A 25,779-nucleotide genomic window follows, 5' to 3' on the forward strand; every position below is an offset into this window, starting at 1 on the left:
CGCCTGTGGTCGTTCCGTTGAGTTGAGAGTAATACGTGATTTGCGTTACCCGCTGGCAAATCCATTAATTCTGCGCTTTCTGGTAAATGCGTACCACTATCGAGAAGTATTACTAAACGCATGTAAAACATTGGTACTGAACGTATGTAAAATACGAAGCATTATTCCAATAAACGAAAAAATTATCCCTATTGCGAAAATGTACTGAATACGAAATGAATGCGGGAAAATTGTTTCAAATTGCCCGGATTTGGGCATCGGCGCCTGCGCCGTCGGGGACCCCTGTGTCGTGCGGTCGGGGACTGGCAGTTGGCGGGGCGGGTAGGGATGCCCACCGTCGGTCACGCCGCGCATCACCGGCCCTCGGTGATGGGGAAGCGGGTGTAGTCCACCAGACAGGACATTGACAGTGTCACGATAACAGTGTCATGGTGTAAGCGTGGCTGCGGCGTGGACGCTGGACGATCTGGTGGGGCGGATATCCGCCGCGCTGGCAACGCCCGCGTATCCGGGAGCCCCCAACGGGCGAGTGCGCGATCTGCCGGATCGACGTGCGGTGCGGTGGTACGCGACCACCGGGTTGGTCGACCGGCCGACCATGCACGGGCGCAACGCCGTCTACGGCCCCCGTCATCTGTTGCAGATAGTTGCTATCAAAAGGCTTCAGGCGCAGGGTCTTTCGCTTGCCGAGGTGCAGGCAGAACTTGCCGGAGCGACAGACGAAAAGCTTCGCCGCGTCGCGGTCGTTCCTGATGGCATCATCGCGGCGGGACCGGTGCAGGCGACTGCACCGCCATCGAATCGAAGTCGCTTCTGGGCCGATCCGCCCGCCGCTGTGGACGAAGCGGTGCTGACCAACGGGGACGCAGGCCCCCAGCGTGAAAACCCCGCCGGCGGCTCCGACGCTGTCACGACTCTGGCTGCCGTCAGTCTGCCCGGCGGCGCGATGTTGCTACTGCCAAACGCCCCCGCCGACGAAGACGCCGACGCGATTCGTGCGGCCGCCGCGCCGCTACTTGAACTCTTGACCGACCGCGGTCTGCTACCCCTCGATGAACGGAGCCAACGATGACCGTGCGCATCACGTCGATGACGGACGCAGATACGACCGGGGGAGTCGCCGATCAGGCCGGCGACGCTACGGAGATCGATGCCGGGCTGGGTGCGCTCCGCACCGAGCGAGGCAATCTGCCACTCGACCGAATAGATGTCCGTGCCGAAATCATTGGTCTGACAAGCCAAGTCGAGTTGACTCAGGACTTCGTCAACACCTTCGACGTGCCGCTGGAAGCCAGTTACGTGTTTCCGCTGCCGGATCGCGCCGCGGTGACCCGCATGCAGATGGTCGCTGACGGGCGCGTCGTCGAGGCGGAGCTGCAAGAACGCGAGGCCGCGCGCCGTGCCTACGACGACGCCGTCGCGTCGGGTCGGCGGGCATCCGTCGCGGAGGAGGAACGACCGGACGTTTTCACCATGCGGGTCGGCAACATCTTGCCGGGCGAGCGGGTCAGCGTCGCCCTGACGCTGGTCAACCCCCTGGCGTACGAGGACGGCGAGGCGACGTTTCGCCTGCCGCTAGTGGTCGCGCCGCGTTATGTCCCGGGTGAGCCCCTCGCGGACCTCGCCGTCGGCGACGGATGCGCCAACGACACCGACGCCGTGCCCGATGCCTCCCGAATCAGCCCGCCGGTGCTGCTGCCCGGATTTCCCTACCCCGTCCCGCTGAGCATCGAGGTCGGTATCGACCCGGCCGGCTTGACTCTGACCGAGGCCCGCTCGAGCCTGCCCGTGGTGACCACCGACGACGGCAGATTTCGGGTAGAGCCCGGAGAGCGGGCCAACCAGGACTTCCTCCTGCGATTGCGCTACGGCGGACAAGACCTCTCTGACTCGCTCGTGCTGGTTCCCGATGCAGATGGTGACGAGGGCACCTATCAGTTGACCGTGTTGCCGCCAGTGTCGAGCGCGACGCCACGTCCTCGGGATGTCGTGCTACTGCTGGACCGGTCCGGAAGCATGGCCGGCTGGAAGATGGTGGCCGCTCGCCGCGCTGCTGCGCGCATCGTCGATACCCTCACTCACGACGACCGATTTGCGGTGCTGACCTTCGATGATCACGTCGACCGCCCCATGGGGCTGCCGGACGGGCTTGTCGAAGCCGGCGACCGAAACCGCTACCGCGCAGTCGAACACCTGGCCCGTGTCGATGCGCGCGGCGGTACGGAGCTGTATGCGCCACTGCGGCAAGCTCTTTCGTTATTGCAAGAAGGACAGCGGAGCGAGGGCGACACCGCCAGGGATGCCCGTGACGCCATCCTCATCCTGGTCACCGACGGGCAGGTGGGCAATGACGATCAGCTGCTGCGCGGCCTGTCAAACGATCTGCGCCGGGTGCGGGTGCACGCAGTCGGCATCGATCAGGCCGTCAACGCCGGGCTGCTGGGCCGCCTGGCCAGTGCAGGCGGCGGCCGTTGCGAGCTGGTGGAAAGCGAGGACCGACTCGACGAAGCAATGCAGGCCATTCACCGCCGCATCGGCGCGCCACTGGCCCACCGGTTGACCCTGCACGCGGACGGCTTGGCGCTGGTTGATGACACCGCGGCTCCGGCTCGATTGCCTGACCTGTTCCCCGGAGTGCCGTTGACGTTGTCCGGTCGCTACCGCGGTGGCTCGAAGGGCTCGCTCACTCTGCGCGGTCTGACTGGTCTAGGGGGCTGGTCGGTCACTGTCGCCGGACAGCCCCGCGAGGCATCAGCGGTGACTGCTCAGTGGGCACGGGCTCACCTTCGCGACCTCGAGGATCGCTACGCCTCGGCATGGGGCGCGAACGGCAATGGTTCCCCGCAGGGCTTGGCGAAGCGAATCGTCGACACCTCGTTGCGGTTCGGCGTGTTGTGTAGGTTCACCGCCTACGTCGCGGTCGATAGCCGCGTCGTCGCCGAGGGGGAGATGCAGCACCGGGTTGTGCAGCCCGTCGATGCGCCGGCCGGCTGGGATCAGAGCCCGGTCGCAGACGCCGCGGAGTTAGTGCTCGGAGCGGTCGACATCGTGCAGACCCGCTCCGCCGCGAAGACGGCGGAGGCGCCCTCCGCGCCTTCGGTTTCGGCGCCGAAGGCGCCAGGCAAAGCGGCACATGTGCGAACGGTCAAGCTGCGCAATGCGATTGCTGTGGTAGCTGCGGCCGGCCTGTTGCTCCTCGGCGGAGGTTGGTTCTGGTCGCAGGACCGGGACGGGCCTTCGGCACTGAGCGATGGTGTCGTGGGCGGAAAGTTGACGACCGCTCCTGATGAGAGCGGCGGAATCGCCAGGGACAGCATTCCGGCCACGAAGGGTGGCGCAGGTGAGAACACGGTTGCCACCGAACCAATGCCATTGAGGCCACCGGAGGCGCCCGCGGACACCACCTACAAGCGTGACATCGTCTCCACCGGATCAATGCAACTGGTCGTCGCCGAACCGGCATCGGTGGCCGACCGGCTGATCTCCGCAGTCACCGATGCGGGCGGACGCGTGGACTCCCGATCGGAGCGGTCCATCTCTTCTTCACCGGTGGTGGATCTCGTATTGCGCATTCCCTCAGACAAACTCGAAGGAGTGCTGACCGACGTCAAGCAACTCGGCACAGTCAAGTCGATGTCGATCAGCCACACTGACGTCACTGCGCAGCGGGTCGACCTCGATGCCCGCGTCGATGCGTTGCAGACTTCGGTCAGGCGCCTGCTGGAACTGATGAGCAAGGCCAGCAACACTTCTGACCTACTCTCCGCCGAGTCGTCGCTCACCCAGCGTCAGGCCGAGCTGGATTCGCTGCGGGCGCAGCGCACCACACTTCGCGACGAAATCTCCTACGCGACAATCAGTGTCAACATCTCGGCCGAGCCGGCCAAGGTTTCTCATGTCGGTTTCCTTGGCTCACTCGAACACGGCTGGCAATCGCTGCTCTCCACCGGGCACAGCGGCCTGCTGACGGTCGGGTTCCTCATCCCGTGGTTGGTGTTGTTGGCCGTGCCGGTATTCGCCGTTGTGCTGCTGGTGCGCCGGTTGTCTGCCAAGCCGGCAGTGAAAGCCGACGCGACCTCAGAGGCGGACGAGAGTTCGGACGACTGATGTGGATTACCGCCCGAATCAATGGGTTACAGCGGAATCCAGACTCCGAACAGCCAGAATCCCCACTGGTTAAAACCCGGATCCCAGATCGGTGTTTCCTGATAGCCCCAGTAGTTGATCGGGCCGCCAAGCCAACGGCCGCCAGGCCCGGGAAGCCGTCCTCCCCAGGCTGGACGTGGTGGCGCTCCCCATCCCCACGGCGCAGCGCCGTTTCCCCATGGCGCGCCACGGAAGGAGCCGCGCTGAGGATCCCCGTGCCAGGGCGCAGGGCCACCGGGGAAACCCGGACCATGCTGACCGCCGGCACCACCGAAACCTTCGTGTCCACCTGGTCCGCGGTCACCAGGTGGGGGCCCGCCGTGGCCACCGGGTGCACCGAAGGGAGCACCGACGAGCCCGCCCCCAACTCCTGCGGGTGGACCACCGTGGCCGCCCCCCGCGGGCGGACCACCATGGCCGCCGCCCGGTCCGCCACCGGGAGCATGATGACCGCCGCCGCCACCTGCTGGGTCCGCGTTCGCTAAACCGGCTCCCGCGCCCAGTGCCGCTGCGCCGAGAGCGCTGGCGATGGTTGCCCCAGCTGCCAGCATCTTCAGGTTCATCGTTTCCGTCACCCATCTACTCGCGCAATCAGCGAGACTTGACCCCGCAAGCAAAAGGCTAGATAGGCTATCTATGAATGAGTTATGAGTTGGTTAGGTAAGTCTGCGGGTCAGGTATCTCCGATCCTCGCCAACAACGTCAGCCCGGGACCTGCGTCGAGATCACTTGCCCGGTAACGCCTGGGCGCACGGTGGTCGAAAGGGCCGGCGTGATCCGGCTGTTTCAATCGTTTCAATTGATGAGTGCGGGGATAGTATGGGTAGATGTCTCCCGTCAGTGCGCTCGTCAGTCAAGTCGAGGAGAGGGTCCGGCGCGATCCTGATTTCGCCAAGCTCCTGGACGCACTGCTGGATGTGCCGACGGTGCCCATGGCGGAACTCGAACGTATCGCTGCCTTCGGGCTCAACAACGAACGCCGCGAAGGTTTGATGAGCGATTTCCGGGCCGGTGCCATCTCGACCCGGCAGGCCCAGTCGCGGCTGGGCTACGAGACTCCGCAGGCGGTTCACGAGCTGCGGCGGCGCGGCAAGGTGCTCGGTCTCACCGTCGGCAACAACACCTGGTTCCCGGTCTGGCAATTCGAGGAGGGGCGCCTGCGCTCCGACCTCCCGGAAATCCTCAAGCTGCTGGCGCGCTTCACCTCCGATCCGGTCGTCGCGGATCGCATAATGCGCATCAAGCGCGACGAGCTGGCAGGCGCATCGATCTCGGAAGCTCTGCGCCGCAAGAGGACCGCGGGTACCGCGTGGCAGTTGCTCGACTCCGTCGGTGCCTAGTCTGCCGGGCGGTTACCGACGCCTCCTGCCCTGGAAACGGCCGATCGGTCTGGCAAGCCGAACGGTTCCAGTAGGGACGCAACTGTGGCGGGTGGAGGCCGCCACGCCGGCGGAGTGGACGTGGGGCGGATTCCCAGCACCGCGATTCAGGTTCGATCCAGCATCGGGTGGCTTCCGCACCCGCTACGCTGCGACCGCATATGAGGGCGCCTTTCGTGAACGCTATCGGGACACTGGCCGCACCCTTCCCGCCGACCATGCGACCCAGTTCGTTACTCAACTCGTCGCCCGGCGGCCCTTGCGGATCTTCGATTTGAGGACTCAGCGCAACCTCGACATCCTCGACGTCGACGACCAGATCAGCACAGGCCAGAAGGGTCGTGTCTGGCAGCACTGTCATCAGTTGGCCGATGCGGCCCGTCGCTGGTGGCCCGACCTCGACGCGATCGTCTACAGGTCACGCACGACGCCTGAAACTTCAGTCAATTACGCGATTTTCGCCCACGATGCATTTGCGATCCAGGCGTGGCTACTTGCGGATCGGTCCGACCTGCTGGTCGACTTGGTGCTGCGGCACGACTTCACTGTCAACTGGGAGATCTGATGTCGGACAGTGAAATGCCGATGCGTCAGCCGGTTCGGATGGCGTTGCGTGCCCTGGCGCGGGCGTCGGCGCCCCGGCCTGCCTCGGCTCAGCGGGCCGCCGTGAGCTTCAGAAAGCCCCTGCTGCCCGCGGTATGTTCGGAAATTCGTTGGGCATTTCGTCCACCATTCACCTGGCTGTCGGGTGTGGTGGCCAACTTGATATTCGCCGTGGTCTGGCTGTCCGTGCAACCGATGACCATCGAGTACAACAGCCATCGATCCGGCGGGCACTTCCATTTCCATCACGCACAACTCGACTGGGTAGTCCTGGTCAGCACCTACTTCTCATCGTTCGTCCTCGCCGACGTCACCACCACCAATCTGCTTGGGGGCGACCACTATCGGATTGCCAAAGGCCTGGCTGACGGTGTGCCCTTCTGGCGGATGCTGTTGATCAAGAACATTGCCTTGATGGTGATCGTCGGGCTGCCCACGTTGACGGTGGCGGCGGCGTTGACGGTATGGAGAGAAGGGGTGCCGCAACTGGCGATGACAATCCCCAACGTCAGCGTGCCCATTGTGTCTTGGCTCGGCGTGGGAAACGTCATTTCTGTGTTGCACCCGGTGCCCGCTGAACCGCTCCTGCGTCGGTGGCGGCAACGGCACAATCTGCGCCGAACGGCTGGCTGGGTCCTGGCTGTCACGCTTCCCTATGCGCTGTACTACGTTGCCGACCCGATGGGCGGGGTCGAGCACCGGGTGCTCTGGACGCAGATACCCGCAGCGATCGGACCGGTGTTCGGGCGCGATACGAAGAGCTTCCTGCATCTCGGCACGGCTCTGCTGGTCTGGATCGGCGGAACCATCGTGGCGCTGCTGTTGGCGCGCCAGCGGGGGGTGCGGTTCAAGTGAGCCAAATAACTCGAATGCCTGCCTGAGTCCTTTGTCGGGAGGACAATCGACGTGACCGGCCGGCCAGCGCCGGACGACACGAGTCGAGGTGGGCGATGAGCCGTTTTCTACGTCATTGCGCAGTGGGGGCGTTCGCCCTCGCGGCAGGGTTGTTGCCGGCGGTAGCCACGGCACCGGTCAGTCGCGCTGACGACGACTGCGCCCCCGGTTGGGCGTGGAGCGTCGAGTTGAACGAATGTGTGTTTGTGCTGCCGGCCGCGAACGGGCCTGGTGGGCCGGGCGGTCCAGGCGGTCCAGGCGGTCCAGGCGGTCCAGGTGGTCCGGGAGGTCCCGGTGGCCCGGGCGGGCCGGCAGGACCTGGTGGCCCGGGCGGACCGGGCGGTCCGGGCCGACGCTAGTCGGTTGCACCGAGATGTGAGCCGCTTCACACCCGCTATCGGAGAGCGGTAATTAACCTAGCTAAGTGTTAAACTAGCTAAGTAACTTTCATTTCGACATTGGAGAACAGCGTGCCTCGTACAGAGAACGACACTTGGGACTTGGCCAGCAGCGTGGGCGCGACGGCGACGATGGTGGCCGCCGCCCGTGCCATCGCGACCAACTCCGATAACCCCGTGATCAACGACCAGTTCGCCGAACCGCTGGTGCGGGCCGTTGGCGTCGACTTCTTCACTCGCTGGGTCAACGGCGACCTTGCAGCCGTCGACGTCGACGACGAGGAGTCGACGTGGAAGCTCGAGCACATGCCCGATGCGATGGCGGCCCGTACGCGCTTCTTCGACGAGTTCTTTGCCGAGGCTGCACAGGCCGGGATTCGTCAGGCAGTCATCCTGGCGTCGGGTCTCGACTCGCGCGCCTACCGGTTGGCCTGGCCCGCCGGCATGACAGTTTTCGAGATCGACCAACCCGAGGTGATCGCCTTCAAGACCGCCACGCTGCAAAGTCTGGGAGCCACGCCGACCGTCGAAAGACGCACCGTTGCAATCGATCTGCGGCAGGACTGGCCCACCGCGCTGACCGAGGCCGGCCTGGACAAGACTCAGCCCACCGCTTGGATTGCCGAAGGTTTGCTGGGGTACCTGCCGCCGGAAGCGCAGGATCGCTTGATGGACAACATCAGCGCGCTGAGCGCCGAAGGTAGCAGGCTGGGGGTTGAGGCCATCCCGGAGCGGCCGGAGCGCGACGTCGAGCAAGCGCGCGAGATGATGCGCAGGTCCACCGCCAAATGGGCCGAGCAGGGGTTCGAGCTGGATTGGGAGAGCCTCGGCTTCGAGGGTGAGCGCAAGGACGTTGCCGAGTACCTACAGAATCTGGGCTGGCGTTCGGTCGGAATCCAGATGAGCCAGTTGTTGGCCGACAACGGGTTGACCGTGGTCCCGCAGACGCACGACTCGGTATCGATGGCCGACACCATCTACTACAGCTCGGTTCTGGGCAAATGACCGCACCGCGCCGCGTGCTCAACGGCGCGGTAACCAGTCTGTGGAGCGTTTTGTCGCCGGCCTATGACCTGCCTTTCCTGCAGCAGTGGATCTACCGCCCGCCTCACGACGAGGTGATCGAACAGCTGCGCTCCCATCAGGCCGGCAGGATCGCCGACATTGCTTGCGGCACAGGGGTTCTCAGTTCTCGAATCGAGCGCGAGCTGCACCCCGCCGAGATCTACGGCGTCGACATGTCGGATGGGATGCTCAGTCAGGCTCGCGCTAAATCCGAACGCGTGCAATGGTTACGCGCACCGGCGGAGCAACTTCCGTTCGACGATGGAGCCCTCGATGCGGTCGTGACGACGTCTGCGTTCCACTTCTTCGATCAGCCGGCGGCCCTTCGCGAGTTTCATCGCGTGCTGGCTCCGGGGGGATTCGCGGCCGTCGCGACTTTGAGTGCGCGACAACGCTTGCAGTTGCCGAGCAGGTGGAAACCTCAGCACAGTCCGTCGGCGACAGAGATGCGGGCATTGTTCGAAGACGCCGGATTCGTCGTCACAGATCAGCACCGCATTCGGCGACCGGGGTGGACCAAGGTCATGTCCGACCGCCTGACCGTCGGCGCCAAGCGCTAACGCCGGCGCTGTCCGAACTGTCTCGCCGCTACGGGAGGCGAGCACCCCACGCCGCTAACTGAGGCGGCGTCAGCGTCGTCGGTTTTCCATCGCCCGCCACCGCTCCGGCCGCCGGCACCACCCGCAGGTCTTCCAGCGTGAGGGGTTCGTCGCAGTGTTGGCAACGCAGCGTGCCGCCCGCCTCGTGTTCGCAGGCGGTGTGCAGGATCAATACCTCGGGACCGTCGGACCCCTGTTCGTGGCGGTCGGCCCAAGCCATCATCGTCAGCACCACCGGGTAAAGGTCGCGCCCCTTCTGGGTCAGGTGATAGGCAACGGGTGATCCCGTCCGGTGCAGTACTCCGTGCTCCACCAACTTCTGCAGTCGGGCAGTCAACACATTCGTCGCAAGTCCCAGGCTGCGCCGGAACTCATCGAACCGGGTCAGTCCGTGGAAGGCGTCGCGGACGATCAGCAGTGTCCATCGCTCACCAACGACCGCCAGCGCACGGGCGAGGGCGCAACTCTGCCCCTGGTAACCGGTCCCTAGTGGCATGGTGCAACTCTAATTCGCCGGCGTCGCTCCATAGTCTTCGACGAATTCTTGCGGGGGCCGGTGGGTCCGAGGGCCAACCCGCAGCGGCCCGTGTCGATGACAAATCCCCTGGTGAGGCGCCAAATGCCAGACTGGATAAGCACAAGAGGTGTATCTGCCGGGCCAAGTGGGTAGTCCCCAGGCCGTGGGTAGCACTATGTCCAGAGACGAAGTCGGCGCAATGACCGCCGGCGGCCTTGGGCATATCCAGACTGGGGCCGCGGACCCCCGCACAGTGATCTCATTCCGTCGAAGCCTCGATGAATGGCTCGATCACAATCTGGATCTGGACGACAACCGACTTGCCGACATCGTGCTCGCGACCGACGAAGCGCTGTCCAACTGCGCCGACCATGCCTATCGGGTCGTCGATTGCGTCGGCAGCATGACGCTGCAGATCGCCTACGAATCGGTCGCCCATGAGCTCGCGATATCCATCAGCGACAACGGACGCTGGATGGAACCCGGAACTGTGGCTATCAACGCGATTCGTGGTCGCGGAATCCTCCTCATGCGCGCACTGGCCGACGAATGCACTATCGACGGCCGATACGACGGCACCACCGTGTGCCTGCGGTTCTATGGGTGCAAACTCAACAGCTACGCCCTGAGCCAAGCCAGTTGACCGTGGCGGGGCATCGGAATCCGCGCAGTTGAGCCGCATTGCTGTTGCGGATTACTGCCGATACGTTTCAACGACCACCAATGTGGCTACACCCCGTCAGGTTCCCGTGGTGTCCTGCCAGATTTCCGCGAACCGATTTGAAATCTCATAACTGGATTAGGAGCGCAGCATGAGCTTGGCCGCTACCGAAGTGTTTGCCGCTCCGTTGCGCTTGAGTCCGAAATTGGTCTCTGAGCTCGGTGCCGAACAAAGCACGCTGCGCGCGGCCGTTCAGGGCTTCGATGCCGCCGTGATCGTCTACATCGGTGGCGAGATCGACGCCTACAACGACGAAACCTGGCGGTTGTTATTGGCGGAAGCATCGGCGTTTGCCGCTCCGCCTCAGTTCTTCATCGTTGACGTGAACGGTGTGGACTTCCTGTCCTGCTCGGCGCTGCTGGCTTTGGCCGACGAGGCCGCCTCGTGTCGGGACCGTGGAACCAAAATGTGTTTGGTCAGCACGCAGCCGTCGATGGGTCGCATCGTCGCAGCTTGTGGCTTGGACGACGTGATCGCCGTGCACAACAGTGCACCTGAGATCTTTCAGCTCGCGGACCAGGCGCGCGAGCAAGCCTGCTGATCGGTTCTACTCGGTTGGGCCCGCTCCGGGGCGATGCAATGCCAGGATGGTGACGTCGTCGTCGGTGTTGTTGGCCGCCGCCATGGCCGTCCAAATCCAGGATGCCGGCGCAACGACCGCGCGGCTGAGTGTCGCGCCCAACCGGTCGAGACCGTCATCGATTGACTCGCCGCGGCGTTCCACCAGCCCGTCGGAGTACATGACTAAGCCCTGCCCCGGTTCGAGAGCGAACGCGCTGGGTGCGTAGGTCACACCCCGGACACCAATCGGCGGGGAGAGCTGAATTGGCGCGGAGACGGCGGTCTCGGATACCGAGTTCGTCAGGTAGGGAATCAAATGGCCCGCACAGGCGGCTTCTATCTCCCCTGACTCGAGATCCACCCGCGCAGCGATGACGGTAGCGAATGCGCCCGGCAGCAAGTGCAGGCAGAAGTCGTTGAGCTGCTTCAGTGCGTCGGCGGGTGCGGCGCCGGCAAACAACTGCGCGCGCAGGGCGTTGCGCAATTGGGCCATTGTCCCGGCTGCCGTGATGCCGTGCCCGGCGATATCGCCGATCAGTACGATCAACCTGCCGTCGCGCAGTTCGAACGCGTCGTACCAGTCGCCGCCCACGTTGTCACCCGCGGCAGGCTCGTAGTGGGCGGACAGTTGCCAGTTCTTAGGAGTTGCGATCGACTGTGGCAGCAGGCTGCGCTGCAGGGTTTCAGCTACCCGTAGGGCGCCCCGAGTGCGGCGATAAAGCGACTCGACCAGGTAACGCCGCAACGCTTCGGCAGACTCGGACTCGTTCTTCGTCCACGGCTCACTGCGCAGCCGGACTGTCTCGCTCCACCGCTCGAATGACTTGCGTGGGCTGAGTCGGATTTCGTCGCCTTCGCTGACGGCGATCGCCTTATTATGTGGGTCGCCGCCCCAGTCCACCGAACGCAGCACTTCGCGCCGGAACCAGATGGCGTACTGCCCGTCGGGCAGATTGAGCGCCAGTGCGCCGGCGGCCAGTTGGGGGTCGAGTTTGAGCTCCGGGAGCTCGTCAGCCAGGCACTCGCTGCTAGCGACCTCCTCGCCGGCGCCGCGTGCCCAGGCAGCGACGGCCGACACGACTTCGGGCGACGGGACCGACCCGCTGACCCGGCGGTCACCTTGGACGTCGACGACCACGCCGTCAGCAGGGACGAGGTCAAGCAGGTCCGGTGCCCCGAGCAGCGACGCCGCGAGTGGTTCGCCGTCGTTGAGCGTGGCGGCGGTGAGTTTGGCCAGCAACGCCTGGGCAGCTAATCGCTTCTGCATCAGGTCGCCCTCGAACCGGTCGACGAGTCGTAGCGACAGCGTCGAGCCGAGGAACTCTGCTGCTGCCCGGCTGCCGAACGGTGGCAGGTGCGGGCCGGCGTAATGGTGGCAGGCAATGAGGCCCCAGAGGCGTCCATGCCGCAGCAACGAGATCGACATCGATGCGTGCACACCCATGTTCCGCAGGTACTCGACGTGGATGGGGGAGACGCTGCGCAGCGTGGCGTAGGTGAGGTCCAGCGGGTTTCCGCTCACCGGGTCGACCGTCGGCACGACGGGCGCGGGCGTGTAGTCGACGTCGGAGATCAGCCGGATCCAGTTTTTTTCGTAGAGCGCCCGAGCCTGGGCCGGGATATCGGTCGACGGGTAATGCAGGCCGAGGAATGAATTGAGATCGTCACGTTTGGACTCCGCAACGACCTCGCCGTTGTAATCCCCGTCGTAGCGGTACACCATCACGCGGTCGAACCCGGTGAGGTCGCGAACCGCGCGTGCGGCGGTGTCGTACAACTCGGTGAGCGTCGCCGCCCGGTTCAGCTCCTCGACCGAGCCGCGTACCGCCTGGTAGGTGTTCGGGAAGGAGAACGGCCGCTCGCCGTAGGCGATCTCGAGTTCCACCAACAGAATCCGCCCGGGGTCGCGGTGCAGGATGGCGTCGAACATGAGTAGCTGGCCGGCAACTTCGATCACGCAGTCGATCGGGTTGCGCGGCCGTAGATCGCTGAAGGTCGACGCTGCGTGCTCGATCCGGGCAGCCTGGTCGGCGCCGATCAGCGCCGATAAATGCTTTCCGAGAACTTCGTCGACGGAACGTCCGAGCAGTTCATAAACATTGGCGCTGACGTGGTGTATCTCAAAATCGGGCTCTCGTACAACGGCGAGCACGCCGCGGGGCTGGATGCTGCCGGGGATGTGGATCGGTTCGCGGGCGCAGTTGTCGAGGTCGATGGGTGTGCCGACCGGCACGAGATCGTCGGCCGCCACATGTGCCTCCGGCGCCGACGGTGGGATGCGCCTATCGTTGCCGGTCAAGTGATCAGCTCTATCAGATCGGTCACCGCCGAGGGCCGCGCTATTGAGGTATCGAGGCGGGCCCGGCGCTGCAGCACAATTCCTGCCGTGTGATGCATTTGCTGTCTGAAAACCTGTTCGCTCGGAAACCAATGGTTACTGACTGTGCCCGGCCCTCGTAGGGCCGGGCAGTGCGCAAACCAGTGTAAGAAATTGTCTATTACGCGGATACTTTTCATCCAACCAGGAGCCATCTTCCCCCGGACCTGAGCGTGCGTCGCGGTTGACTAGCGCAAGTGCATCCAAGGAATGCCCGCATCCCCCGAACACCTACGTTGACAGCAGGCTGCAATCTCAACCTATTGCTAAAATACGCATGCCGGTCCGGGCCCGCCACGCGCACGCGCCGACAATGTCACGCAGACTTGAAAGCGCTACACATCGCCTTACCGTAAAACTCGCCGAGATCCTCTGCGGACCAACCACTTTCCGCGTCCAACAATGATCGTGCTGCCGATTCGCACGACGCGATAAACAATTCGATCAACACCGGCAATTTGCGGTCTAGCTCGGCGGTATTCCACCATGCCGTCATGGCCGGCCCGATCCAGCGGGTGGCACTGACGGTGAGGGCGTCACGGGCCATCGCGAACTTGTTGAACAGCGCGGGATCGGGGTGTGCCGTGAAAATCAGCCGCCAGGTATCCGGCCGGTCCGCCACCACGCCGAGCATGGCCTGGTAGCCGTTGATGAAGGCGGTTTGCGGGTCGTCGCCGCGCCCTGCGTGTAACGCTTCAAGCAATCCCTTGAGTAGCAACTCACTTTCGCGCTCGAGCAACGCGTTCAGCAGTTCGACCCGGTCGGCAAAGCACGCATAGACCGCCGGGCGGGTGACGGCCAGATGCTCGGCGACGGCCCCGATGGTGACGGCGGCGATGCCAGACTCCACCGCGATCGTCAGAGCCGCGTCGAGCACTTGAGGGCGCCGCCGCTCGGGGCCAAGGTGGGCCGCTCGCTCGCGTGGCGCGGGCCCAGCGGGGAGTGTCACTTCACCACGTTAGCAAAACATCCCAAAACATAGAATTCTCATATATATGAGACCCCCGGAGTGACATTCAGCCTATTCATTGACTTTCGGTATGCATTTGGCAGAAGGTAAGGCTACCCTCAAACAACACGGTGCTTCGTCCTCGGGCTCACGCACACGGCAGCTAAACCACAGCGTGTCGTAGTTTTCGCGCGGCCAGAGCGACAGATCGCCGGTCGAGCCAGACCGACACTTTCTGACCATTTATGGAAATCGAGACACTCCCATGCCCGTGCTGCTGCTGCCATTAGCGATGGCGCCCGGATGCGTATTGCGACGCCGGCCAGCCCTGACGATCGAGTGCCCACATGCCCGCTGAAATTCCCTTCATCCGCCCCAGCTTTCCCCGGGCTTCCGACCTTGCTCAGGACTTCGCCGAGATCGTCGACACCAACCGGTATACCAACTTCGGTCCGAAGGAACGGCAGTTCGCCCGCGCCCTGGGCGACTACCTCACCGTCGGGGATGGGCCCGACTTGCACGTTTCCACCCTCGCGAATGGAACGATCGCGCTCATCGCGGCTTTGCATGCGACGGTCGGCTCGGGAACGCGCGATCGCTACATACTGATGCCGTCGTTCACCTTCATCGGTGTCGCCCAGTCGGCGCTCTGGAACGGCTACCTTCCGTGGTTCATCGACATCGACCCGGAGACTTGGCAGCCATGCGTCCATTCCGCGCGTGAAGTTCTGATACGCGACCGCGACCGGGTCGCCGGCATTCTGCTGCCCAACGTGTTCGGTGTCGGCAACCCTGATATCGACGCCTGGGAGGACCTCGCCAACGAATGGGATCTACCGCTCGTGGTGGACTCGGCGGCGGGCTTCGGCTCTGCCTACGCCGACGGCGGGCCGGTCGGCGGACGCGGAACGTGCGAGATCTTCTCGCTGCATGCCACCAAGTCATTCGCGGTCGGCGAGGGTGGCGCACTGGTCTCCCGTGACCCCGGCCTCGTGAAGCGGATCGGTAGATTCCAGAACTTCGGCTTCGCGAAATCCGGGGAGTCCACCCTGCTCGGCATGAATGGGAAGTTGTCGGAGCTCAGCGCCGCCATCGGGTTGCGCCAACTCGCCGGTCTCGATCACCGGTTGGCGAGCCGTCGCCGGGTTTTCGAGCATTATCGTTTCGGCCTCGCGGGGTTGGGCCTGAGCTTTCAACCCAATGCCGAGGTTTCTTCGCTTTGCTTCGCCAGTGTGGTTTGCGCGACCCCCGAGCAGAAAGTCGGGATGCTTGACGGACTCCACCGGCGCGCGATCCAGGCCCGCGACTACTACAACCCGCCACAACATCGGCACGCGTACTTCGTGGCGAACTCTGAGCTGGTGCGCTCGACCGATCTGACGGTCACCGAGGACATCTGCTCGCGCATCGTGTCGCTGCCCGTGCACGACTACATGGCCTCCCACGACGTGGCACGGGTCATCGCCGGCGCCCGAAGCCTGGAGGCCCGTAGTGCCTGAGCGTCCGGCCTCGGCTTCGCCCAGAGTGAGCGTCGTGACCGTCACCTACAACCAAGCGGACTACATTCGCGAGACGCTTGACAGCTTCGTCGCGCAGCAGACCGACTTTCCGGTCGAGTTCCTCGTCGCCGATGACGCTTCGACCGATGCCACGCCCGAAATCATCACCGAATACGCCGAACGTTATCCACACCTGTTTCGGCCGATCCTGCGTTCGGAAAACCTTGGTGTCCTGGGCAACTGGAAAGCCACTATGTCGGCCGCTCGAGGCGAGTATCTCTCGATATGCGAGGGCGACGATTACTGGACCGACCCACTCAAGCTGGCCAAGCAGGTCGAGTATCTGGACCGGCATCCGGAGACGACGGTGTGCTTCCATCCCGTCCGGGTGATCAGTCCGGACGCGGGGGTGAACGATTCGGAGTATCCGCCGGTCTACCTGCGCGGCGATGTAAGTGTGGAAGCCCTGCTGGCGCGCAATTTCATCCAGACCAACTCGGTGATGTACCGCCGCCTCGACAGCTACGACGACGTCCCGGATGGCATCATGCCGGTCGATTGGTACCTGCACGTACGGCACGCGCTAGCAGGCGGGATAGCCATGCTGCCCGAGACGATGGGGGTCTATCGACTCCATGCGGGCGGTTTGTGGCAGTCCGCGTACGGCGACCACACGGCCTTCTGGCTGAAGAAGGGCCCCGGGTTGCTGGCGATGCTCGAGGCGATGCTCGACCTAATTCTCGGTGACCCCGCGCGAGAGGCGATCCTCGGCCAGGTGTGTGCCTGGGCGCTCGGTGAGGCCGCCAAGGTACCCGGCCCGGAAGGCGGCGCCGCGCTGGTGGACTACCTCGCCGCCCACCCACGCCTGGCGATGCTGGCCCTGCAATATGAGCGGTCAGACACCCGCTGGCGGCGGTTGAAAAGCAGGCTCGCTTTGGAGAAGGCGGGTTGGAAGGCGCGGGTGAGCGTCTTGGCCGGTCGCGTCCAACGGCGCCAATCAGCTACGCCGCCGGCTTCTGCACCACGTACAGAACTGACCCCGGCGCGATAGCGTGCCGAACGAGGGTCTGCTCGCCGAAGGCTTGCCGGTCCAGCGCTGACACCTCGAACCCGCTCTGCCGGATCCGCGAGCACAACGTAGAGCGGTCATAGAGTCGGACGTGGTCGCCCTGAGCGAAACGACGCCAGCGCTCGCTTTCGTCGGCCGCCGTGGGGTCTTCGTCGAATGTGCCCTCAGGCAGCACCGGGGTCATGACGATGCCGCGGCCACCGGGCGCCAGGATGCGGTACAACTCGCTCAGTGCGCGGCCATCGTCGGACACATGCTCGAGCACATGCGAGCAGATGAAGAAGTCGAACGAGCAGTCGGCGTACTGCGGCATGTTGGTGATATCGACGACGTCGTCCACGCCGGACATCATCAGGTCGGCGGTCCGGTATTCCAGGTCGTCGCGGCTGCGCAGATACCTCGACAGCGGCACGGCAGGGGCGAAGTCCAGCACCCGTCGCGAGCCATCCGGGGCCAGGAAACGGTCGACATAAAGCTTGTACAGCCGGTCGCGGTCCGATGAGCCGCACATCGGGCACAGGTAGCGGCGGTGGTTGAGGGTCTCGAAGTCATCGAGGGAATAGGCGAAGCCGTACCCGGCCAAGGTCCTACCGAGCATCCGGCTGATGCTGCGAAAACGCACCCTGCTCTGGCAGACGTTGCACTGGCCCGGGCCCACGAAATACGCGCGGCGGATGAGTCGACTGGCTTCTTGCAGCGGCACTGTCTCATTCAACAGGAGCCTGTTCGGCCGACCGGAACGATCTGATCATCCACGGCTGTAGTATTTTCCTACATCAATGTATAATCTTGTGTAATCGCGACGCCGTCGTCGCCTGAAGGAGCGAAAGCATGCCTGACTTCAAGATCGAAGCCAACGCCGTTCCCAAGACTGCGCTTGCACCTATGGCCGACTACGGGTTCTTCGGGCCCGATTCGGTGACCTGGAAGGTCTGGGGGCATGCCACGACCCCGATCATCGGTCTGCAGCGAGCGGTGGTCGTCGAGGAACTAGACCCCGCCCTGATCGCGGCCGTCGACACCACCGGCGCGAACTACGACCGACCCCGTACCCGCTACGACCGCACCGTGCGCTATTTCGCCACCGTCGCGCTCGCGGACAGCGAATCGGTGCTCAAAGCCGCTGATGTGTTGGTCAAAGTGCACTCGAAAGCGATTGGTACCGAACCGCTCAGCGGCAAGCCCTACGACGCCAACGATCCCGAGTCGCAATTGTGGATCCTGCTCACCGGCTGGCACTCGGTGCTCAAGGCCTATGAGATGTATGGCGGCGGCCGACTGAGTGCCGAAGAGGAAAACCGGTACTGGCAAGAGTGCGCGATTGCCGCGGAGTTCCAAACCTGCGCAGCCGCCGACGTACCCCGCACTCGCGAGGGAATCCGGCAGTATTTCGAGACCAAGCGGCCCGAGCTTGCGGTGAGTGAAGCCGCGCAACGCATGATGGACCACCTGCTCAACGCCAAGGTGGTGCTACCGCCTACGTCGCTGGCGGCCCGTCCGCTGGTGGAAGCCGTCAACTGGGTACTGCGCGCAGGAACTATCGCCACCATGCCGCGGTGGATGCGCCAACTCAGCGGATTCGATCAGCCACGGATCGTCGATATCGGCGTGCGTCCGGTGCTGAGGCTGGGGTTCGGCTTGGTCGACCGCATTCCGCGCCTGAAGCTTGCAGTGGCCGAGCTCATTTCACCGTCGGTGATTCCGATCGCCGGGCCCTACATTGTGGGCCTGCCTCCGCGGTCGACCGAAGTGCTCACTCCCGCCGAAGGGCGCCGCCGATATGGCTACGCCAAACCGGCCGACGCGCACCACGCACTGCGGGCCAAACAACGCGAACGGGTGTTCGGGCTGGGGCAGGCGCCGAGCGACGAAGGACTGATTGAATCCCAGGCACTCCTGGGCAGCCTGGCCTGACGCGCGGCAGCGCTCAGCGAAAGACGTTCTCGGCCAACATACGTCGGCACCAGGATCGGTAGCGGTCGACGGTCCAGCCATCCCGGGTAATGCGTAGGCAGCTGTCGACGCAGCCAATCACCGCGGTTGTCTCTACGAGTTCGTCGAAGGGGAGATCCGTACGGAGCCAGCCGCGGTCGCGGGCGACGGCGGCCTGGTCCGGCGTTGGACGGCGGGTACGGACTGAGCGCCCCACGGCAAGGACGCTGCGACGCGACATCCTTGCCGTGCTGGAACAGCCCCGTTACCGCGAGGCCAGTCGTCGCATCGCCGCCGACATGGCCGCGGCGCCTGGCTTCGACTGCCTGGCCGGCGTCGTCGACAAGCTCGCCGGCACAACACAAGCCGCTTCGCAATTCAGCCCAGATTGACGCTGACCGATACCTTGCCGCGCTCGTCGCGGTGAGCGACAGCGTGGCCGGTGCGGTCGGCGCCGTCGAAATTCAACAACGTGATCGGTCCGCCGTCGCCGAGGAAATTACGCCACCATGATTTCGCGTCCGGAGCGGCGACACTGATGACGACGGCGCCGCCGGCGCGGCGGCGGTATGCCACCGGAATCTCGAACGTCTTTCCCGAGCGGCGCCCGACGTAACGGATGACGACAAACACCCGGCGGACCACGCCGCCCAGCAGCGGTACGTCGGTCAGCGACACGGCCAACGAGTTGACGGCGCGGACAAACACCGAGTCATTCATTCCGGGGGCCATCGAATCTCCTGTGCCGATTATGCGTGCTCCCAGCCTAGCGATCCCACCGCTTCCAGGCCGCTAGCCAGCACCCGCGGATCAGCGTCGAATCCCGTCTCGGCTAAATTCAGGACCGATCGTTCGCAGAAGTCGCAGGAGGAATCTCATGAACGCGCAGGTCGAGCAGCTGGAGTTCCAGGCAGAGGCCCGGCAACTGCTGGATTTGATGGTCCACTCGGTCTACTCCAACAAGGATTCGTTCCTACGGGAGTTGATCTCGAATGCGTCCGACGCCCTGGACAAGGTGCGGCTGGAGGCGTTGCGAAACAAGGACCTCGACGTCGACATCTCCGATCTGCACATCGAGATCGAGGTCGACAAGGGCGCCCGGACCCTGACCATCCGTGACAACGGCATCGGTATGACGCGCGCCGAAGTGGTCGATCTGATCGGCACGCTGGCCAAGTCGGGGACCGCCGAACTGCGGGCACAACTCAAGGAGGCTAAAAATTCCGAGGCTTCCGCAGAGCTGATCGGCCAGTTCGGCATCGGCTTCTACTCGTCGTTCATGGTCGCCGACAAGGTCGAACTGCTGACCCGCAAGGCCGGCGAGAGCGAGGCCACCAAGTGGGAATCCAGCGGCGAGGGCACCTACACCATCGAGTCCGTGGCGGACGCTCCGCAGGGCACCTCGGTGACCCTGCATCTCAAGCCTGAGGACGCCGAGGACGAACTGCACGACTACACCTCGGAGTGGAAGCTCAAGAGCCTGGTCAAGCAGTATTCCGACTTCATCGCGTGGCCGATCCGGATGGAGATCGAGCGGCGGATCCAGGTGCCGATAGAGGGGTCGGAAGACGCCGAGGCGGGCTCCGAAGAAACCCGCGAAGAGGTCGTCCTCGACACCGAGACCCTCAACTCGATGAAGGCACTCTGGGCCCGGCCCAAGGACGAGGTCTCCGAAGAGGAGTACAAGGAGTTCTACAAGCACATCGCGCACGCGTGGGATGACCCGCTCGAGGTCATCGCGATGAAGGCCGAAGGCACCTTCGAGTACCAGGCACTGCTGTTCCTCCCGTCGCAGGCGCCGTTCGACCTGTTCAACCAGGACGCCAAGGTCGGGGTTCAGCTGTACGTCAAGCGGGTGTTCATCATGGACGACTGCGATGAGCTCATGCCCGTGTACCTGCGCTTCGTCAAAGGTGTCGTCGACGCGCAAGATCTGTCGCTCAACGTTTCCCGCGAGATCCTGCAGAAGGACCGCCAGATCAACGCGATCCGGCGTCGGCTCACCAAGAAGGTCCTGTCCACGATCAAGGACATCCAGTCGCAGCGGCCCGAGGACTACCGCACCTTCTGGACACAGTTCGGCAAGGTGCTCAAAGAAGGCCTGATGTCCGACCAGGACAACCAGGAGGCACTGCTGGCCGTTTCGTCGTTCGCCTCCACGCACAGCGAGGAAGAACCGACCACGCTGGCGCAGTACGTCGAGCGGATGAAGGAAGGCCAGACCCAGATCTTCTATGCCACCGGCGGGTCCCGGCAGCAGTTGGAGCGCTCGCCGCATCTGGAGGCATTCAAGGCCAAGGGCTACGAGGTGCTGCTGCTGACCGACCCGGTAGACGAGGTCTGGGTCGGCGTGGTCAGCGAGTTCGGCGGAAAGCAACTGCAGTCGGTGGCCAAGGGTGAAGTCGATCTGGACTCCGGCGAAGAGGAGTCGACGGCCGAGCGTGAGGAACAGCAGAAAGACTTTGCGGACCTGTTGAACTGGCTGAAGGAAACGCTGAGTGAGCAGGTCAAGGAGGTGCGGCTGTCCACCCGCCTCACCGATTCACCGGCCTGCCTGATCACCGACGCCTTCGGTATGACGCCTGCGCTTGCGCGTCTGTACCAGCAGTCCGGCCAGGAAGTTCCGATCGCAAAACGGACGCTGGAACTCAACCCGAATCATCCGCTGGTCACCGGGCTGCGCCAGGCCCAGGCCGACCGCCCAGATGACGCGTCCATCGCCGAGACTGCCGAATTGCTCTACGGCACCGCGCTTCTGGCCGAAGGCGGAGCGTTGGAGGACCCGGCGCGGTTCGCAGAGTTGCTCGCGGACCGCCTGGCTCGCACCGTTTAGGGGGTCCTCGCTCAACAATTTGTTCCTGGGCGTCAATTAGCGCGCACGCCGTATTGCGGATTCTATGGCCGCACCTAGCTGGCGCTTATCAAGCCTTCGTACGATCAGGTCGGCTCGCATTCGCGGGCGCTACCTGGGGTTGAAAGCCGACAGGAACGGATACTCGCATCTCATGACCGTGTTTCGAGCTATCGATCCGCAGGGTCAGGTCGTCGCGTCGAGGAGCTTCGACAGCGCAGAGGCCGCGCACCGGTGGTTTGCTGACTTCATCGCCGGCCGCTACCAGGTGGGTTGGCGGATGCAGGTCGATGACGACGGGCACTGGGCTGGCTTCGACGACACCGGAGGCTTTACCGCTCCGCTGAGTCGCCGCCGCGTCTCGCGCTGACGGACTCCGCTACCGCCCGATCTTTTCGCGCACCAGATCGGTGACGAACCGACCTGCAGACACCGGCTGGAACGCCCGCGCGGCCGCAGTAAGCGCGTCGCGCGATTCGGCGCTGAGTTCCACTTCGGCAGCGGCCACGTTGAATTCCAGTTGCTCCACGCTGGACGCCCCGGGAATGGCCACCACACCCGGCAGGCTGATCAGCCACGCCAGCGCAACCTGCGCCGGCTTCGCGCCGGCTTCGGCGGCGACATCGCGCAGCGTTTGCAACAGCGGTTCGATCCTGCGCAGATTCTCGGTCCCGAACAGCGGATTGGCCGCGCGAACTCCGCCCGGCCGGTTGTCGAGGCCGTACTTGCCGCCGAGCAGTCCCTGCGCCAGCGGGCTGTAGGCGATCACGATGCGGTTCTCCTGCTCGGCGAAGGGAACCATGTGGTCCAGCACCCGGGGGCGAGCCAGCGAGAATTCCACCTGGTTGCTGATGACGGGTCGTCCGAGTGCTTGGTCGGCCTGCTGCCATCGGGACAGTGAATAGTTCGAGACTCCGGCGGCACCGATCTTGCCTTCGTCGAGCAGATCGCGCATGCCCGGCATGATCACCGAATCGGGAACCAGCGGGTTGGACTGGTGGATTTGATACAGCGGAATCCGGTCCAGTTGCAGCCGGCGCGCGCTGCCGCGGGCGCGCTGCTTGATCACCGCCGGAAAAGGAGCGACCGGGAAGATCTTGCTGGCAACCGCGACATCGGCGCGCTCGTCGCCCAGAGCTTCACCGAGGATTCGCTCGCTCTTACCGAATCCGTACACCTCGGCGGTGTCGAACAGGGTGACGCCGAGGGCGCGGGCGCGGGCGACGATGTCCCGTGCCGCACCGGCGGCGTAACTGTCGCCGTAGCCCCACTCGCGGGATCCGAACTGCCACGTGCCCAGGCCGATGCGACTGACCTGTCCGACTCCCTCGACCTCAACGTATTTCATCAGCCCACCGTATATGGGTGGACTCACTCGTTGCGTCCGAGGATGTGGCCGAGCACGTCAGTGAGATGCCCGGCGGCTTCGGATTCTGATGCACGCCAACTGACATAGCCGTCCGGGCGGATCAGGACCGCGCCAGCGCTGGTGCTGCCTTCGAGATCACCGAATGCGGCGCGCTCGTCGTCAAGGTCTGGATCGCCTATGGCGTAGCAACACCGGATCCAATGACGTTGCCGCCGTGTTGCTTTGGGCCCTATTCGTCGACGTCCTAATGCTGGTGGGCGCGAACTGAATGGCGACCACCCTTGACAGTGTCCCACTCGAGGTCATAACTTGTTAGTCAACAAGTAAGTAAGGAGTTGAGATGCGGGCCTTGGTTGCGGGAGCAGGGCCGCTACGCGGCAATCACGCCGTGGGCAAGGTCATGCTGCAGATGGGGGAGCCATGAGCGAGCGCCGGACCCAGGAAGAGCGGCGCAGCGAAGCCGAGCGGAAGCTGGTCGCCGCGGCTGCCGAACTGGTCGCCGAAATCGGACCGTCTCGCGTCACGCTGGCCAGTGTGGGGGAGCGGGCCGGCTACAGCCGGGGTCTGGCCACGCACCACTTCGGTTCCAAAGGAGCATTGATGCAACGTCTGGTGGAGGCCGTGACGCATCAGTTCCGTGACGCACTGGTGGACCATCCGGGGGAACCGCTGGATGAACTGCTCCGGCTGATCGGGATCTACTTCGACGTCATGTCGGACCTGCAACCCATCAACCGCGCGCGGCTGGTGCTGTGGGCCGATGCCGTGACCACGCCTTCCGACGACATCAGGCCCGCAATGATTTCCGCCGACCGGGAGTTCCGGGAGGAGATTGAAAAGCGCCTAGGTCTGGCCGCTGCCGCCGGCCAAATCGTTGCGGTGAACGCGCAGGGACTGGCGACGGTAATCATCGCCATGTTGCGCGGGGTGGCACTGCAGTCGTTGATCGACGACCACGTGGATCTACCCGCGGCCCGCGCCGAAATCGAAGCACTGGTAACCGCTCGCCTACAGAAAGAGAAGCACGCATGAGTCGAATATTCGGCAGTATCAATCAGATTGGGTACGTGGTGCGCGATATCCACGCTGCCATGGAACGGTGGGTGAGCAACGGGGTCGGTCCATGGTTCTACATCGAGGATGTCACCACCGACTACTTCCAGTACCGCGGCGCGGACTCAGACATGAAGATGAGTGTGGCCCTTGCCAACTCCGGCGACATCCAGCTCGAGCTGATTCAGCAACGCAATGATGCGCCGTCGATGTACAAGGATTTTCTGGATTCCGGCCGCGAGGGTGCCCAGCACATCGCGTACTGGACCAACGATTACCAGGAACTCTACGATCGCGCCCTGGCGGCCGGATATACCGTCGGCCACGAAGGCAGCATCGGCGGCGAACTCGGACGCTTCGCCTACCTCGACACCGAACACGAGCAGGGCACCGTGATCGAGATCAGCGACATCAGTGGCCCCAAGGGGCAGATGTTCGCCTACATTCGCGAGGTGGCGGCCAATTGGGATGGCACCGAACCGATTCGGGTGCTCGGATGAAGCCGCTGCCATACCCCGACATCGACGCGTTACCGCCGCACCTGCGGGAAGCGGTCACCAGCCGGGGATCGCTCAACATCTTCCGGATGATCGCCCACAGCGCCGGCCTGGCGCCGAACTTCTACACACTGGCCAGTGATGTTCTGCAGCACAATTCGCTGACCCCGACCGGTCGTGAACTGGTGATCCTGCGCGTCGGCTTCCAATATGAGTGTGCGTACGAACTGCACCACCATCTGATCATCGGCCGCGCCATCGGCATGAGTGAGCAGGAGATCGCCGCCGCGGAGTCGGGGTCGACGGAAGGCCTGGGTGAGCAGGAAGGTGTCCTGCTGCGCCTCACCGATTTGTTGCTGGCCAACCACACTCTCAGCGAGGAAGAACGAGCGAGCGCGCTGGACACCCTCAGCGTCAATCAACTCGCCGACCTCACCATCACCGTCGGCTTCTACCAACTGGTGTGCAACTTCCTCAACACCTTCGGGGTCGAGCCAGAGGGAACCGGGCAGTGAAGGTCCATCACCTCAACTGCGGCAGCATGAACATGCCCGGCGCCCCGCTGGTGTGCCACGTTCTGCTAGTCGAGACCGACAGCGGACTGGCGTTGGTGGATACCGGATTTGGCGTGCAGGACTGCCGGGACCCGGCGCGCACCGGCCCGTTCCGACACCTCACCCGGCCGGTGTTCGAGGTTGCCGAAACCGCGGCGCATCAGGTCGGCGAACTCGGCTTCGATGTTTCCGATGTGCGGCACATCGTCGTCACGCACTTCGACTTCGACCACATCGGCGGAATAGCCGACTTTCCGGACGCGCAGGTGCATGTGACCGCGGCCGAGGCTGGGGGTGCCGTTCATGCACCGTCGTTTCGCGAGCGGGTGAGGTACCGCAGCGTGCAGTGGGCGCACGGACCTCAGTTGGTCGAGCATGCGCCGACCGGAGAGAGCTGGCGGGGGTTTGCCGCGGCAAAACCGCTGACTGCGATCGGAGACGGTGTGGTTCTGGTGCCGATGCCGGGCCACACGCGCGGGCACGCCGCGGTTGCCGTCGACGCGGGCGATCACTGGATTCTGCATTGTGGTGACGCGTTCTACCATCCCGGAACGCTCGAGCGCTCGCGCGTGCCCTTCATCCTGCGGGCTCAAGAGGAGATGTTTGCGTTCAACCGCAAGCAGCTGCATGACAACCAGGCGCGACTCGCCAAACTCTATCAGCGCCAGGATCCGGACTTGCTCATCGTCTGCGCGCACGACCCCAGCCTGTTGGACAGCGCTCTCGAGCGCTCCTGAGTTCGCCGC

At 64.1% G+C, this 25,779-nt stretch carries 27 protein-coding genes; 19 read left to right on the forward strand and 8 right to left on the reverse strand.

Going from position 1 to position 25,779, the window contains the following annotated elements; translation table 11 throughout:
- Positions 1-439 precede the first annotated feature (439 nt).
- Positions 440-1,072: a MerR family transcriptional regulator gene (locus tag ACZY1I_RS16295; RefSeq protein ID WP_463755468.1), complete on the forward strand. Its 633-nt coding sequence runs from the start codon at positions 440-442 to the stop codon at positions 1,070-1,072.
- A complete protein-coding gene (locus ACZY1I_RS16300; protein ID WP_463755469.1) occupies positions 1,069-4,107 on the forward strand; it encodes a DUF4349 domain-containing protein in 3,039 nt (1,012 codons plus the stop codon). Before ACZY1I_RS16295 ends, ACZY1I_RS16300 begins: the two co-directional genes overlap by 4 nt.
- A 26-nt stretch (positions 4,108-4,133) precedes the next feature.
- On the opposite strand, the gene ACZY1I_RS16305 is transcribed toward ACZY1I_RS16300, so the two are convergent.
- On the reverse strand, positions 4,134-4,709 hold the full coding sequence (locus ACZY1I_RS16305) for a chitin-binding protein (RefSeq protein WP_463755747.1): 576 nt from the start codon (positions 4,707-4,709) through the stop codon (positions 4,134-4,136).
- A gap of 264 nt (positions 4,710-4,973) precedes the next feature.
- On the opposite strand from ACZY1I_RS16305, the gene ACZY1I_RS16310 reads away from it, so the two are divergent.
- The 5 genes from ACZY1I_RS16310 to ACZY1I_RS16330 all read left to right on the forward strand — a co-directional run bounded on the left by ACZY1I_RS16310 (position 4,974) and on the right by ACZY1I_RS16330 (position 9,045).
- Entirely contained in the window at positions 4,974-5,486 is a 513-nt protein-coding gene (locus ACZY1I_RS16310) for a hypothetical protein (RefSeq protein WP_463755470.1), read from the forward strand.
- Entirely contained in the window at positions 5,479-6,090 is a 612-nt protein-coding gene (locus ACZY1I_RS16315) for an RES family NAD+ phosphorylase (RefSeq protein WP_463755471.1), read from the forward strand. Before ACZY1I_RS16310 ends, ACZY1I_RS16315 begins: the two co-directional genes overlap by 8 nt.
- On the forward strand, positions 6,090-6,983 hold the full coding sequence (locus ACZY1I_RS16320; RefSeq protein WP_463755472.1) for a hypothetical protein: 894 nt from the start codon (positions 6,090-6,092) through the stop codon (positions 6,981-6,983). Before ACZY1I_RS16315 ends, ACZY1I_RS16320 begins: the two co-directional genes overlap by 1 nt.
- Before the next feature lie 509 nt (positions 6,984-7,492).
- Entirely contained in the window at positions 7,493-8,425 is a 933-nt protein-coding gene (locus tag ACZY1I_RS16325; RefSeq protein ID WP_463755473.1) for a class I SAM-dependent methyltransferase, read from the forward strand.
- Complete coding sequence (locus tag ACZY1I_RS16330; protein ID WP_463755474.1) at positions 8,422-9,045, forward strand: class I SAM-dependent methyltransferase; 624 nt, start codon at positions 8,422-8,424, stop codon at positions 9,043-9,045. The genes ACZY1I_RS16325 and ACZY1I_RS16330 overlap by 4 nt, the downstream gene beginning before the upstream one ends.
- Before the next feature lie 28 nt (positions 9,046-9,073).
- Here the strand turns inward: ACZY1I_RS16330 and ACZY1I_RS16335 are convergent, their stop codons facing one another.
- Positions 9,074-9,580: a winged helix-turn-helix transcriptional regulator gene (locus tag ACZY1I_RS16335; protein WP_463755475.1), complete on the reverse strand. Its 507-nt coding sequence runs from the start codon at positions 9,578-9,580 to the stop codon at positions 9,074-9,076.
- Between the two features lie 196 nt (positions 9,581-9,776).
- Between ACZY1I_RS16335 and ACZY1I_RS16340 the strand changes: the two genes are divergently transcribed.
- Entirely contained in the window at positions 9,777-10,244 is a 468-nt protein-coding gene (locus tag ACZY1I_RS16340; protein ID WP_463755476.1) for an ATP-binding protein, read from the forward strand.
- A 169-nt stretch (positions 10,245-10,413) separates the two neighbouring features.
- The gene (locus ACZY1I_RS16345; protein ID WP_463755477.1) at positions 10,414-10,863 is read left to right on the forward strand and encodes an anti-sigma factor antagonist; all 450 of its coding nucleotides are present in this window, start codon (positions 10,414-10,416) and stop codon (positions 10,861-10,863) included.
- Between the two features lie 6 nt (positions 10,864-10,869).
- Here the strand turns inward: ACZY1I_RS16345 and ACZY1I_RS16350 are convergent, their stop codons facing one another.
- Together ACZY1I_RS16350 and ACZY1I_RS16355 are read right to left on the reverse strand one after the other, a co-directional pair.
- Positions 10,870-13,182, reverse strand: coding sequence for a SpoIIE family protein phosphatase (locus tag ACZY1I_RS16350; protein WP_463755478.1), 2,313 nt, complete (start codon positions 13,180-13,182; stop codon positions 10,870-10,872).
- A gap of 394 nt (positions 13,183-13,576) precedes the next feature.
- Positions 13,577-14,209, reverse strand: coding sequence for a TetR/AcrR family transcriptional regulator (locus tag ACZY1I_RS16355; RefSeq protein WP_463755479.1), 633 nt, complete (start codon positions 14,207-14,209; stop codon positions 13,577-13,579).
- A gap of 347 nt (positions 14,210-14,556) precedes the next feature.
- Between ACZY1I_RS16355 and ACZY1I_RS16360 the strand changes: the two genes are divergently transcribed.
- Both ACZY1I_RS16360 and ACZY1I_RS16365 read left to right on the forward strand, forming a co-directional pair.
- Positions 14,557-15,708 (forward strand): DegT/DnrJ/EryC1/StrS family aminotransferase, encoded by a 1,152-nt coding sequence (locus tag ACZY1I_RS16360; protein WP_463755480.1) that lies wholly within the window; start codon positions 14,557-14,559, stop codon positions 15,706-15,708.
- A 25-nt stretch (positions 15,709-15,733) separates the two neighbouring features.
- Positions 15,734-16,759, forward strand: coding sequence for a glycosyltransferase (locus ACZY1I_RS16365; RefSeq protein WP_463755481.1), 1,026 nt, complete (start codon positions 15,734-15,736; stop codon positions 16,757-16,759).
- Here the strand turns inward: ACZY1I_RS16365 and ACZY1I_RS16370 are convergent.
- The gene (locus ACZY1I_RS16370) at positions 16,710-17,375 is read right to left on the reverse strand and encodes a methyltransferase domain-containing protein (protein ID WP_463755482.1); all 666 of its coding nucleotides are present in this window, start codon (positions 17,373-17,375) and stop codon (positions 16,710-16,712) included. The two genes, ACZY1I_RS16365 and ACZY1I_RS16370, sit on opposite strands and share 50 nt — an antisense overlap.
- A 233-nt stretch (positions 17,376-17,608) precedes the next feature.
- On the opposite strand from ACZY1I_RS16370, the gene ACZY1I_RS16375 reads away from it, so the two are divergent.
- Entirely contained in the window at positions 17,609-18,691 is a 1,083-nt protein-coding gene (locus ACZY1I_RS16375) for an oxygenase MpaB family protein (RefSeq protein ID WP_463755483.1), read from the forward strand.
- 266 nt (positions 18,692-18,957) lie between these two features.
- The gene (locus ACZY1I_RS16380) at positions 18,958-19,101 is read left to right on the forward strand and encodes a hypothetical protein (protein ID WP_463755484.1); all 144 of its coding nucleotides are present in this window, start codon (positions 18,958-18,960) and stop codon (positions 19,099-19,101) included.
- On the opposite strand, the gene ACZY1I_RS16385 is transcribed toward ACZY1I_RS16380, so the two are convergent.
- On the reverse strand, positions 19,088-19,441 hold the full coding sequence (locus ACZY1I_RS16385; protein WP_463755485.1) for a hypothetical protein: 354 nt from the start codon (positions 19,439-19,441) through the stop codon (positions 19,088-19,090). The two genes, ACZY1I_RS16380 and ACZY1I_RS16385, sit on opposite strands and share 14 nt — an antisense overlap.
- A 145-nt stretch (positions 19,442-19,586) precedes the next feature.
- Here ACZY1I_RS16385 and htpG point away from each other — a divergent pair, with 145 nt between their 5' ends.
- Together htpG and ACZY1I_RS16395 are read left to right on the forward strand one after the other, a co-directional pair.
- Positions 19,587-21,542 carry a molecular chaperone HtpG gene (gene htpG, locus ACZY1I_RS16390; protein WP_463755486.1) on the forward strand — a complete coding sequence of 652 codons (1,956 nt, stop codon included), beginning with the start codon at positions 19,587-19,589 and terminating at the stop codon, positions 21,540-21,542.
- A gap of 172 nt (positions 21,543-21,714) precedes the next feature.
- On the forward strand, positions 21,715-21,930 hold the full coding sequence (locus tag ACZY1I_RS16395; RefSeq protein WP_463755487.1) for a hypothetical protein: 216 nt from the start codon (positions 21,715-21,717) through the stop codon (positions 21,928-21,930).
- 9 nt (positions 21,931-21,939) lie between these two features.
- On the opposite strand, the gene ACZY1I_RS16400 is transcribed toward ACZY1I_RS16395, so the two are convergent.
- Positions 21,940-22,908 carry an aldo/keto reductase gene (locus ACZY1I_RS16400; protein WP_463755488.1) on the reverse strand — a complete coding sequence of 323 codons (969 nt, stop codon included), beginning with the start codon at positions 22,906-22,908 and terminating at the stop codon, positions 21,940-21,942.
- A 23-nt stretch (positions 22,909-22,931) separates the two neighbouring features.
- Entirely contained in the window at positions 22,932-23,225 is a 294-nt protein-coding gene (locus tag ACZY1I_RS16405; RefSeq protein ID WP_463755489.1) for an aromatic-ring hydroxylase C-terminal domain-containing protein, read from the reverse strand.
- Positions 23,226-23,349: 124 nt separating this feature from the next.
- Here ACZY1I_RS16405 and ACZY1I_RS16410 point away from each other — a divergent pair, with 124 nt between their 5' ends.
- The 4 genes from ACZY1I_RS16410 to ACZY1I_RS16425 are packed head-to-tail and all read left to right on the forward strand — an operon-like array spanning position 23,350 to position 25,770.
- Positions 23,350-23,961 (forward strand): TetR/AcrR family transcriptional regulator, encoded by a 612-nt coding sequence (locus tag ACZY1I_RS16410; RefSeq protein WP_463755490.1) that lies wholly within the window; start codon positions 23,350-23,352, stop codon positions 23,959-23,961.
- A complete protein-coding gene (locus tag ACZY1I_RS16415) occupies positions 23,958-24,482 on the forward strand; it encodes a VOC family protein (protein ID WP_463755491.1) in 525 nt (174 codons plus the stop codon). Before ACZY1I_RS16410 ends, ACZY1I_RS16415 begins: the two co-directional genes overlap by 4 nt.
- On the forward strand, positions 24,479-24,994 hold the full coding sequence (locus ACZY1I_RS16420) for a carboxymuconolactone decarboxylase family protein (RefSeq protein WP_463755492.1): 516 nt from the start codon (positions 24,479-24,481) through the stop codon (positions 24,992-24,994). Before ACZY1I_RS16415 ends, ACZY1I_RS16420 begins: the two co-directional genes overlap by 4 nt.
- Positions 24,991-25,770, forward strand: coding sequence for an MBL fold metallo-hydrolase (locus ACZY1I_RS16425; RefSeq protein WP_463755493.1), 780 nt, complete (start codon positions 24,991-24,993; stop codon positions 25,768-25,770). Before ACZY1I_RS16420 ends, ACZY1I_RS16425 begins: the two co-directional genes overlap by 4 nt.
- Positions 25,771-25,779 lie beyond the last annotated feature (9 nt).

This window comes from Mycobacterium sp. IDUB_37, from assembly GCF_055419245.1.